A 12,287-nucleotide genomic window follows, 5' to 3' on the forward strand; every position below is an offset into this window, starting at 1 on the left:
TTTCCCCTTTATTTAATTTTGACAACGAAAAAAGAGAACGGATTTTCTCGTTCTCTACATTTATTTATATGCTATCTACATTTCTCAAAACTCTAGACACTTACTAGAAATTTTTTTATTTTGTGTGATTCGAATGTGAAAATGTCATCACTCTCACTAAAGAAATGAAAATCATACATAGAAATTTTTAAAAATTTTCTCTATCGTAAACCTGCCACTAGTTCAGAAGCTATACTAGCTGATTCCAAACGTAATATGGTCTTTTCATCTACCTTCCCTAATAATGGCATTGCACCATACCAAACAATGGTCTTGTTTACCAAAAGAATAGGCGTTACTATTTTCGATTGAGTAAAAGATACTTTAATTTTCTGGCTCTTCAACTGGTCTAGCCATGCTTTATTTGCAACCGTCTCTGGTATACATATCTCAATTTGACTAATCCTAAATTCTTTTAGAAAATTCATCAGTTTTGTCTGGTGCACATAAGGTAAAATAAGCAGACATTCCTGTCTTTCCCCTGCTAAGTCCTCTCTCAGCACATTCTCATATCTACTATCAACATAAACGAATGGTTTCTCCTCACCCTCAATGGCACGATAATCCATCTTTCGATAAGCTACTTGTCGTTTCTGAAACATCTTTTCTAAATAAGGAACATGAATATCCACATAATCGAAAATCCGTACCAAAGACTTATCCTTGTAGTTTCTATGAATCCGACCTGCATACTGAATCAAATTATTTTTCCAAGAAAAGGGTGCTGCCAAGATAAGCGTGTCTAGCTGAGGTAAGTCAAAACCTTCGCCAATGTATTTTCCAGTAGACAACAAAACAAACCCTTTATCTAACTGTTCTAACGTCTCCAGTAAACTCGTTCTCTCTCGGACTTTGGTTTTTCCGCTAATAATGTAACAGTCATCAACCTCTTTCTCTTTCAATAACTTTTCAAAGACATCTATCTGTTGAATTCGATTAACTAGAACCAAGATATTTCGTCCTTCTGCCACTTGGGCTAGAATATCCTTGAGAATCAACTGATTCCTCACTGAGTCAGTAGCAATCCAATCACTGAGCTGTATAAAATTACTTGCTTTGGTCTTTTCAATTTCCAGATGACCAAAAGAAGTGAATCTTAATTGCAATTGCCGTTTAAAATCCGTTTCCCTCTTATCAGCAGTATGGAGTATCTCACCAATTCTCTGAAAAACAATAGGCTCATGACCATTCTTACGCTCAGGCGTAGCCGTCAAACCGTAAAGATACTTCCCTCTAAACTGAGCAACAACTTTTTCAAACATCAAGGCAGAGACATGATGACACTCATCCACAATCATCATCTCATACTCATCCAAAAGACTTTGACTATTTTCCAACTTAAATAGAGATTGAATCATAACAACATCAACCAGTTTACTCAGCCATTTCTTAGTCCCACCGTACTGCCCAACATAGCCTATTACCTTTTCACGACCTGATGCCGTATAACGGGTAGCTTCTTCCTCTTCGAAAGTCAAAAAATGGTTTAAACGATCCAGCCATTGGTCTAAGAGTTGCCTATTATGGACTAGAATAATTGTTTTTGTTTTCCGTTCAGAGATAAGAGCAGCACCTAAAACGGTCTTCCCAAAACCAGTCTCCGCATGAAGTAAACCATTTTCTTTGGAAATCATATCTGACAGGGCTAACTCTTGCTCAAAAGTGAGTTCTCCCTTAAATGCTACTCTAATAGATCTTTCTACCTTTCTCCTATCCTCCACAACTACCTGCTTAAATTTATCTTGCAATGGATACAGCAAACCTCTTGGCAACCATAAATAATGATCGGATTCTCCAAATAAATACATTCGCTCAGGAATTTGATAGGTTAGTTGTCGCATAGCCTGCTTTAAATAAAATTCGGGATTAGAAAAGGAAGCCATATTTTTCAAGAAAAACAGTGTCTTGGGTGTCACAGACGATTTTTCAAGTTGGATCATATTGGATAAGACGACCTTCAACTCCTTATCCAATTCTTGCTTGCCTAACTCCTCTTGGATTAACAGTGCCACTTTAGCAGTTGAAACCCTCTGAATCTCTTGTAGATACCTCCATTGGTCTTCATAAGGCTGAAATTGTTCATCCACAAAGACCGTTCGCCCTTGATGATAAGCGTCTCCTTGAAAAGGAAGGGCAATCAAATTACCAAATCCCCCCTTAGGAAGGACATCCTGATTTGGAAACATGCGATCAAAAGAATCAAAGGACAGTTGCATACTTTCCTGCATAGCCAATTCTAATAGTTTCTTTCCAAATAAGCGAGCCTCTCGACTCGGAATCGCTTCCTCAAAGAAGAACCAAATATGGAGTCCGTGACCCGAACGAGAAATCTCTAAATGGGCTTCCATCTGGCGTTCCCTGGCTATTCTTCGAATGGTTAAACCTGCTTCTTTCCAATCTCCTTCATCAAAATCCAGTACCAAAAAATAACAGCTATCATCTAAGTGCATAGGAAAGATACCGATAGCTGTCTCCCCACGAAAATGAGATTTCAAAACGGAGTCCGTCAATGTCTGGAAACTCCGTTTTTCAGGTGGCAACTGCTTCCAACCATAATCATAGGAAGGAAAATACTGAATTTTCCCTTGATCATTGATAAAACTCTTAGCATAAACATCATAACGGCCAGCAAACACGGAGGTAAACAATTGTAATTTTTCTTGCGTCGTCAAGTGACTACTTTGAAGTTGGAACATCTCCTCGAACCGAGAGCGTTCCATAACAAACTGACTCTTGTCTTTAAGACGTTTACACAAGAAAAACTCACTTTCCCCATTAAAAGAAGAAAAGACATCAAGTACTTCTACCACAATTCCATCCAAAGACACAAAAACAGCCATAAGAGTCACCTCCTTGATTCCTATAGGCTGATTATAACAAGAATGGCTGAAATTGTACACGAAAATAAAATCCGAATAGCACTCATTTTGTATGTGACTAATATTCCGTCTCGCTCCAGAATGTACGAGGTAAATAGAGTTTAAACGAGCAGTCTATAAAATTCAAAAAACGCATATTATCAAGCGACCTAAAACTTTGATGATATACGTTTTCTTGTGAGAATATTTACTTCATTTTTGCCTAAAATTCAATGTTTACTCAGTATTTGGATTATGAAAAATCGAGGTCTAAATCTAGATACATTTTTTCTGAAGACAAATCATTTTGACCACCGAGCAAGAGATTTTCAAAAAAAGCTGTTAAAAACTCAGGACGTCGCTGTAAAATCTTTGCATTATCTAATACCAAGGCATCACGAAAATATTTGGAATGTTGCTGAAATGGTGTATTATCAATATCAAAACCAAACTCACGAAGATACTGAATCAAAAAGACCGTTACTGTCCGAGTGTTTCCTTCGCGAAATGGATGAATCTGCCAGATTCCTGAAATAAAATGCTGGATTTGTTTAACCACATCCGCCTGAGTTAGTGTCGCATATGCAACTTGTTTTTCCTGATTAAAATCATAATCTAAGGTCATTTGAATCATGGAGTAATCAGAGTACACAACACTTTCACCATTCAAAACAGGTTCATTCTTTGTGATATTGGTCTGACGAAATTGCCCCACCGGAATAGAGGGTTCAAATATATCTTGAAACAACTCCTTATGAATAGCAAGTAAGGTCGCAGGACTAAAGCTAAAGCCTCTTCGAGACAATAGTTCTACAATACGTAGAGAAACCAAGTCTGCCTCTTCCGTACTTGCATCAATAGTATGGTGATAAGCCGTTGCATCCTCATAAACCTGCTCATAAGTCAGTTCTCCCCGGGACTGTTTCTCAGCCAAAGATTCCATATACGCTGATGGCACTAGATTGTCAACTTTCTGCAGACCAAAACCTATCCGCCATAAATCACGCTTAGCTTCATAAGACAAGTTTGGATTGTCAATGTTGTAAGTTGGTTGCATAGAAATATCCTTTCAATTGTTTTTCTGCGTCATCGGTAAATGGTGAAATGGGTATGGAATTGGAGCAAATTATAAAAAGTCCTCATAATAGGTTCTATGAAATATATACTTCATCTTAATAGTGAACAAGTTATACTCAATATGTCATACAGTCATATGGAATGTTCTTTGACTGATAATACGATTATTGAGATATATCTGGATAAATGGGCTAGTAAGTCTGACACGCATACTTATCAAATTTATTGGCATACACCACTCTGAACTCGTTGGTCTGTTCAAATCCCAACTCAATTCCCCCAACACCTGAGGAGAATGCTGCAAACTTGTACTTCTAAGAGCGGTTGTTATGTAGTAATCCGCTTTCTAGAATATAAAATAATACTTACTAAAATACGATGTATACTTTTATGTTATAAGCTTTGAACTATAATTTAATTCTTTTGCCAAATTATATCGTCTATTATACTGGGTATGGATTTTTAACAAAATAATATAGTCTATGAATTACTTGAAATCAGTATTAATTCTAACTTTTTTAAGTATATACATTTGTTAAAAACTTTATTTTTTTAATTTAAAAACATTAGTTGGAAATTTTCCCCTCAAAATAAGATATCAAACTAGGAAAAATACTTGCATGCTTTGCAAGATGGGATAATAATATTTCATCAGAGGAATTTAGATTTAAATTTGTCTTACAATTATAAACATACTCAACCTGTTTAAGAAAATAAATTAAAAATTTAAAATCTTCTTTTCCTCTAAAAAAATAATTAATATCTATACACTCTATTCTTTTATAGTACTGTATAATTCTAATAATTCCTTTTTTTCTAGAACTAAAACGACTTAATATTTTCCTGTGATAATCAGTATCTTCGTTTTTCTCTTCTAATTTACATATTTTTCTTTCTAATTGTATTTCAAATCGAGAAATCAAATATTCAATATCTACGTTATCTAATTGTTTACCATTAATACCTGCATTCATAAATTCAATAGTTAAATTATTCATTTTTAGACAACTGAAAATATTAAACTCATCAAATTTTAACTGAAAATCATATTTTAGACATAGCATATTAAACAGATTGTAATCTGTTAATTTATCAATAAATATCTGATGTAAAATATTATATTTAGATATTATTTCATCAAACTCAGTACTTCCCTGATTATATCCAATTTCATCCATCAAAATTTTCTCAATGACTTGAGTAAAAGTATAAAAATTCTCTACTGAATAACAATCGGTTTGATATACTCCTTCATAATGATGTTGCAATGAACCGATATTTTCGTAATCTTTATCTATCAAAAATAACAATTGCTTTTTTGGAAAAATTGATTTCTCTTCACAAATTTTTTTATGTACTTTTAAAACTTCTTTTTTTCCACCACATTCATACTGATTATATGAAGGATAATCATTCATTAATCTATAATAGATTTCTTTAAATTTATTAAGATAATAGAATCTGTCATAACCTTCAAAAAAGAAGTGGTATTGATCCAAGTTATTTTTTTTCTGAGAAAACTCCAACCATGCAGATGATGCATTTTTAGATTTTTCTCTCATCTTCTCTGCTCGACTATTCTTCGTCATAATTCTTATCCCCACTAAAAACTTCAAAATCAGAAACATTATCAAATAGGTTTTCAAATATGAAAGGAGAATGTGTAACTGCAACTAGAAAGAATAAGGAATTAGAATTGGAGATGTCCACTAGGAATTCCTTTTGCCATTCAATTGACAATGACAACTCTGGTTCATCAAATAATACAATAGTTTCTTTATCTTCCAATAGTATTTTTGAAAAAATAGATACCAATTGTTTTTCACCAGAAGATAATTGATTTAATTCAATTTTTTTCTTCTCTCTGGAATAAATAGCTATGTCTAAAGAGGACTGATCGTAAACAAACTCTTTGTTAATGAAGTATTTGTTCACAACATCAACAAATCGTTTAATTCTATTATCTATATCACTTAATTTTGAATAATTTTCCAAAATTTTGTTTAATAGATTCATAAGATACTTATCTTTATCCTCTGAAAAACTATCTTTTTCAAATTTATCTATAATAATATCAATTGTTCTCTCTTCAACTTTACTCCCTAAACGACTCAATGCAATTCTAATTGTTTCGGAATCAGATTTTTTAAGTTCTGAAAATTCAAAAGCATTGTCAGTAGTATATTCATTTAACAAACCTGTTGTCATTTGTTCATAGTTTTGGCTTGTAACTGTTTTTATACCGTATAAAATATTATCAATCTGTTTTTTTACATCTTCCATTCCAAAATTTATCAAATTTTCTTTTATTTCTTCACGGAATGGCAGGTCGGTAATATCATTGCTTGCAAAAATCTCTTCTTCAATTCGCCTATAAGTTGGGAAGTACAATATTTTTTTATCTTTTTTAAAAGCCTCTATTCTACTAACAAAAGTTTTAAAAGGATTCTCATACTCACTAATACTTGAATGACTTATATGTGAACTATCATATATAGTGGCTATACAATATACAAAATAATTATAAGGCATATTAGATGTAACTCTATTTTTAAAGTGCAATTCTCTGAGATTTAAATCTTTAAAATTAGTAGCATTTCTTACTTCGTCAATAATTAATTCATCTATATCACTTACCCATCTCTCAAATACAATATCATTACCACGGGTACTTTTTGCTTTTAGTACTCTACTGAAATCTAGATTTCTAAATTGCCATAATGAATACTTCAAATAAATCTCATCTTCATAAGGAGAATCAATATAATCCAATACTTCATCTTTAGAGAATTCAATTATCTCATTATCATTAAATTCAATAGAGATTGTTGTAAAATCAAATTTTTTAAGTTCAATATAGTTACCACTTAGTAAATAATATAAAATATTTAAAACAGTAGTCTTACCAACACCATTCTCTCCTACAAAAATATTAACAGCATTATTAAAATGTATACTTACCGTCTTAGAATCATGTAATCCTTGTATTTTAAAGCTTCTCATATAAACCTCCATTCGTCCTATTATACCAAAAAACACGGCATTACACCGTGTTTCTGTGTTTATTTCACCAACTTCTTCATCTCATCAATACGTGCTACGGTCGCATCGTATTTAGCTTGGTAGTCGGCTTGTTTGTCGCGTTCTTTTTGGACGACTTCTGGTTTGGCGTTGGCTACGAAGCGTTCGTTAGAGAGTTTCTTACCAACCATATCCAGTTCTTTTTGCCATTTGGCGAGTTCCTTGTCGAGACGAGCCCGTTCTTCTTCGACATTGAGGAGGTCTGCGAGAGGCAAGTAGATTTCTGCTCCGGTGATGACGCTTGACATAGCGAGTTCAGGTGCAGGGATGGTTGATGCGATTTCCAAGTGTTCTGGATTTGTGAAACGTTTGATGTAGTTGACATTGCTGTTAAAGAAGGCTTCCAAGTCGCTATCGCTAGTCTTAACAAGGATAGTGATAGGTTTGCTTGGTGCTACGTTTACTTCCGCACGCGCATTACGAACGGCACGGATCAAGTCTTTGAGGCTTTCCACACCAGTGTGAGCAACAAGATCTTCAAAGGCTGGATTGACAGTTGGGTATTCTGCTGTCACGATAGAGCCTTCTGAGATTTGTCCAAAGATTTCCTCTGTCACGAATGGCATGATTGGGTGGAGAAGGCGAAGGATCTTGTCCAAAGTATAAAGAAGGACAGAACGTGTGATGACTTTCTCTTCTTCATTATCGCTGTAAAGGACTTCCTTGGTCAACTCAACGTACCAGTCCGCGAACTCATCCCAGATGAAGTTGTAGAGGATGTGCCCAGCCACACCAAATTCAAACTTGTCAAAGTTGGCAGTAGCTTTGCCGATGGTTTCATTGAGGTTGTGGAGAATCCAGCGGTCTGTGACATTTCCAGCTTCCTTATTGGCAACTTTTTCCACATTGGCAGTTGCTTGCTCAAGGGTCAATCCTTCATTGTTCATGAGGATGTAGCGCGAGATGTTCCAGATCTTGTTAATGAAGTTCCATGAAGCATCCATTTTCTCGTAAGAGAAGCGCACGTCTTGGCCTGGTGCAGAACCGTTTGAAAGGAACCAACGAAGGGCATCGGCACCGTATTTCTCGATGACATCCATTGGGTCAATCCCGTTACCGAGGGACTTAGACATCTTGCGTCCTTGCTCGTCACGAATGAGACCGTGAATCAGCACGTTTTGGAATGGCTGACGACCTGTGAATTCCAAGGATTGGAAAATCATACGAGACACCCAGAAGAAGATGATATCGTAACCTGTTACCAAGGTTGAAGTTGGGAAGTAACGTTTGAAGTCTTCTGAGTCGACATCAGGCCATCCCATGGTTGAAAATGGCCAAAGGGCTGAACTGAACCAAGTATCCAAGACGTCTTCGTCCTGAGTCCATCCGTCACCTTCTGGAGCTTCTTCACCGACGTACATTTCACCCTCAGCATTGTACCAAGCAGGGATTTGGTGACCCCACCAAAGCTGACGAGAGATTACCCAGTCGTGGACATTTTCCATCCATTGGAGGAAGGTATCGTTGAAACGAGGCGGGTAGAATTCTACCTTGTCTTCTGTATCTTGGTTAGTAATAGCATTCTTGGCCAATTGGTCCATCTTGACGAACCATTGCGTAGACAAGCGTGGCTCAACCACAACACCAGTACGCTCTGAGTGACCAACACTGTGGACACGTTTTTCGATTTTAACGAGGGTACCGATTTCTTCCAACTTGGCAACGACTGCCTTACGAGCTTCAAAACGGTCCATACCTGCAAATTCGAAGGCAAGCTCATTCATAGTTCCGTCGTCGTTCATGACGTTGACTTGTGGCAAGTTGTGGCGTTGACCAACCAAGAAGTCGTTTGGATCGTGAGCAGGTGTTATTTTAACAACACCAGTACCAAACTCAGGATCTGCGTGTTCGTCGGCCACGATTGGAATTAGTTTATTAGCGATTGGAAGGATGACGCTTTTTCCGATCAAGTCCTTGTAGCGTGGGTCTTCTGGATTTACCGCAACCGCAACGTCCCCAAACATGGTCTCAGGACGAGTTGTCGCAACTTCAAGGGCGCGTGAACCGTCTTCCAGCATATAGTTCATGTGGTAGAAGGCACCTTCTACGTCCTTGTGGATAACTTCGATATCAGAAAGGGCTGTGCGAGCTGCTGGGTCCCAGTTGATAATAAATTCACCACGGTAGATCCAGCCTTTCTTGTAAAGGTCCACAAAGACCTTACGAACAGCTTTTGACAAACCTTCATCAAGAGTGAAACGCTCACGAGAGTAGTCTACAGAAAGCCCCATCTTGCCCCATTGTTCCTTGATAGTAGTGGCATATTCGTCTTTCCATTCCCAGACCTTGTCGAGGAATTTTTCACGACCTAGGTCATAACGCGTAATGCCCTCTCCACGCAAGCGCTCCTCAACCTTAGCCTGAGTGGCAATACCAGCGTGGTCCATACCAGGAAGCCAAAGCGTATCAAAACCTTGCATCCGTTTTTGACGGATGATGATATCTTGAAGAGTCGTATCCCAAGCGTGACCAAGGTGAAGCTTACCAGTTACATTTGGTGGTGGAATCACGATTGAATAAGGCTTGGCTTTTTGATCGCCTGAAGGCTTGAAAACATCAGCATCAAGCCATTTTTGGTAACGACCAGCCTCAACCTCGGCTGGATTGTATTTAGGTGAAAGTTCTTTAGACATGTGATTGTCCTTTCTAGTTAATATCTTTAAATAAAATTAGTATGTAGAAGATAGGCCTTGATTCAGCACATCTGATTTTTTCAGTATCTTCTATTAGCAAAAAAGAAACTATATAAAAATTTTACATTAACTTTCTCTCATTATCTTCAGAATATGTTTATCAAAGTCCGATAGAATTTTTTGAGTTCGGTTAAATTTTTCATACTCTTGGATGGCTTTTGAGTCTGCTTGTTTCTTGGAAATACTTCCTTTTCCTTCTAAAATTTCGTACTCATTAAAAGATAGAAAACGATCAATACTATCTGCCAATCCTCGCATTGTAAAAGTATTACGGCGCTCAACCAAACCCTCAATATAATCAAAATAGGCTGTAACAGTTCGCTCTAGTTGTCGAATTTCTTTTTCTTGCAAATAATTTTTGGCTACCGTTACATCTGATTTGAGAACTCGTCCATCAGGTGCATTCTTCCAAGTAGTTAATCCCATTTTTTCTTTACTAGCATCGGCTTGCTGATAGATAATTTCTGCAGCAGTACTTCCAGTAATTGCATAATGAAATTTATTTTGCACCATAGCATAGAAATTTTTAGTAATATCTGAGTTTTGATCATAATCTATGGCACATTCAGCAAAGATATCCGTGATTTGTTGATAGATTCGGCGCTCGCTAGAACGAATAGAGCGAATTCGTTCTAAAAGTTCACGGAAATAATCTTGTCCGAAAACTGTCTGTCCTTGTTTCAAGCGTTCATCATCTAAAACAAAACCTTTGATGATAAATTCTTTCAAGGTCTTGGTTGCCCAAATTCTAAATTGAGTAGCCTTGCTGGAATTTACGCGATAGCCAACTGAAATGATAGCATCCAGATTGTAATATTCAAGTTCACGCCGAACAGCTCTATTCCCCTCTTGTTGAACCTGTGCAAATTTTGCACAAGTTGACACCTTATCCAACTCACCACTATCATAAATGTTTTTTAAGTGCTTTGTAATGACACTTCGTTCAACTCCAAAGAGCTCTGCAAGACCTTTTTGAGTCAACCAAAGATTTTCATCTTGTAAAAGGATATCTAGCTGAACGTCGCCATTTGGTGTAGTATACAGGATGAAATTAGAAATTTCATTCAAGACAATTTCACCTCCCCCCTTCCATAAACAATTACTTCTCTTTCTTAAACTTTATGCCGTTTTCTTTCAGCTTTTTAACGGTTACGGGACCAATCCCCTTCAAAGCAAGAACTTCTTTTTCAGTCCATTTTTTGAAATCTGAAGACCTACGAATCCCATTTTCAACAAAGATGTGAACAAAATCCATCCGAATTCCCTTCATTTTTTCCTCGCTCATAAAGGCGTACCAGTCGTTTACCTTGGATAAATTTCTTATCATACTGGAATGATTCGAAAATACTGGTTTACGACAGAACTTCTTGGCCTCGTTTGTTAGAAATTTTGTTAAAATAATATTTTCTAGTAAATAATCAAACAGAGGATACAAACTAGCTTGTAGCGATTCAACTGAATTTGGACAATAGCATTCTTGATCTTCTATATCTATAACTTTGAATTGCCAATCTTCCTCTATAAAGAATTCAACAGCTTCATCATTGATTTCCACTAATTTTGCAAATAGCTGACTTGCTTCCTCAATTTTTCCTTGAGAAAAAGCAGAGATGATGGCATGAATAAGAATCGTATCATCCCGTTTCCCTTTATTCAATTCTTCACGATAGAAACGCTCAACCTTTAGTTCCTGACCAGTAATATGATACAAGGAAAGCATACAGAAGACAAAATTAGGAGGAAAACGGTCTGGTCGCTTACTCAAATATAGGTTAATCAATTCTATAGCCTTAGAATTGAAGTTCTCCTTCATATGATACTCAATCAGAAACATCAGAGCAGACAGGATAGGGCGGGCTTCAAAATAATTCCAACTATTGTATCCATTCATTTTCCATTTTTCTAAAACTAGAACTTCAAAATCCAATACTTTTTTAAAAGTTGACAAATCAAAATCTTCAACTTCTGATAAGAATAAATGAAAATCAGCAGCAAAATAATCTGGATTTATTTTTAAAACTTGCTTTAACAGTTTATTTCGCTTCTGTGTATTCGGAGTATGCATAGCTTCTCTAAATATGGCATGATCCTGATTCCAATCAAAAGTCCTATTTTTCAGTTGGTAATTGATTAGCTGAACATCTGGATACTCTCCGTGTTCATCAGCATATTGCATCACTGCTGTATGTAGTTCATCGAAATTTTGAATGGTACGACGTTCTACAAAAGTTGGATTTTTGGCCATGATTTCTGTCCAAGCAGCCTCTTCTTCAGAAATAACTTTGATATCCAACTTTTGCTGGCGTTTTAATTCTTTTTTTCTATTTTTCTTTTTAGCCATCTATTTTCTCCTCTAACTCATTCTTCAATAGGTCCTATCTCAACTGTATTGAATATTCTTACAGCCTCGAATACAGGTTTTAATGGTAAATCTCAGCTTCTTTGTGATTCATTTGCTTTGAAGGTTGTACCCTAGGTGTGATTAAGGTAGAGTTTTCTAGTTACGTTTGGTGGTAGAATCACGAACGAAAAAGGTTGA

Annotated in this window: 7 protein-coding genes and 1 pseudogene; all 8 read right to left on the reverse strand. The window is 36.3% G+C overall.

The features are described 5' to 3' along the window. Positions 1-200: 200 nt before the first annotated feature. A complete protein-coding gene (locus SP4011_RS08990) occupies positions 201-2,879 on the reverse strand; it encodes a TOTE conflict system archaeo-eukaryotic primase domain-containing protein (protein WP_338618903.1) in 2,679 nt (892 codons plus the stop codon). 271 nt (positions 2,880-3,150) lie between these two features. Then, positions 3,151-3,954: a Fic/DOC family protein gene (locus tag SP4011_RS08995; RefSeq protein WP_001183269.1), complete on the reverse strand. Its 804-nt coding sequence runs from the start codon at positions 3,952-3,954 to the stop codon at positions 3,151-3,153. 214 nt (positions 3,955-4,168) lie between these two features. Further along, a pseudogene (locus SP4011_RS09000) lies at positions 4,169-4,288 on the reverse strand (DNA cytosine methyltransferase); the annotation flags it as partial. A 252-nt stretch (positions 4,289-4,540) separates the two neighbouring features. After that, on the reverse strand, positions 4,541-5,563 hold the full coding sequence (locus SP4011_RS09005) for a DUF4435 domain-containing protein (protein ID WP_176139335.1): 1,023 nt from the start codon (positions 5,561-5,563) through the stop codon (positions 4,541-4,543). After that, positions 5,550-6,977, reverse strand: coding sequence for an AAA family ATPase (locus SP4011_RS09010; protein WP_338618905.1), 1,428 nt, complete (start codon positions 6,975-6,977; stop codon positions 5,550-5,552). The genes SP4011_RS09005 and SP4011_RS09010 overlap by 14 nt, the downstream gene beginning before the upstream one ends. Before the next feature lie 59 nt (positions 6,978-7,036). Further along, positions 7,037-9,688 (reverse strand): valine--tRNA ligase, encoded by a 2,652-nt coding sequence (locus tag SP4011_RS09015; protein ID WP_338618906.1) that lies wholly within the window; start codon positions 9,686-9,688, stop codon positions 7,037-7,039. Positions 9,689-9,814: 126 nt separating this feature from the next. After that, the gene (locus SP4011_RS09020; RefSeq protein ID WP_338618907.1) at positions 9,815-10,816 is read right to left on the reverse strand and encodes a virulence RhuM family protein; all 1,002 of its coding nucleotides are present in this window, start codon (positions 10,814-10,816) and stop codon (positions 9,815-9,817) included. Positions 10,817-10,847: 31 nt separating this feature from the next. Further along, a complete protein-coding gene (locus SP4011_RS09025; RefSeq protein ID WP_033676281.1) occupies positions 10,848-12,089 on the reverse strand; it encodes a hypothetical protein in 1,242 nt (413 codons plus the stop codon). Between the last annotated feature and the right edge of the window lie 198 nt (positions 12,090-12,287).

Source organism: Streptococcus parapneumoniae (assembly GCF_037076355.1).
In the GTDB taxonomy this organism is placed as follows: Bacteria; Bacillota; Bacilli; order Lactobacillales; family Streptococcaceae; genus Streptococcus; species Streptococcus parapneumoniae.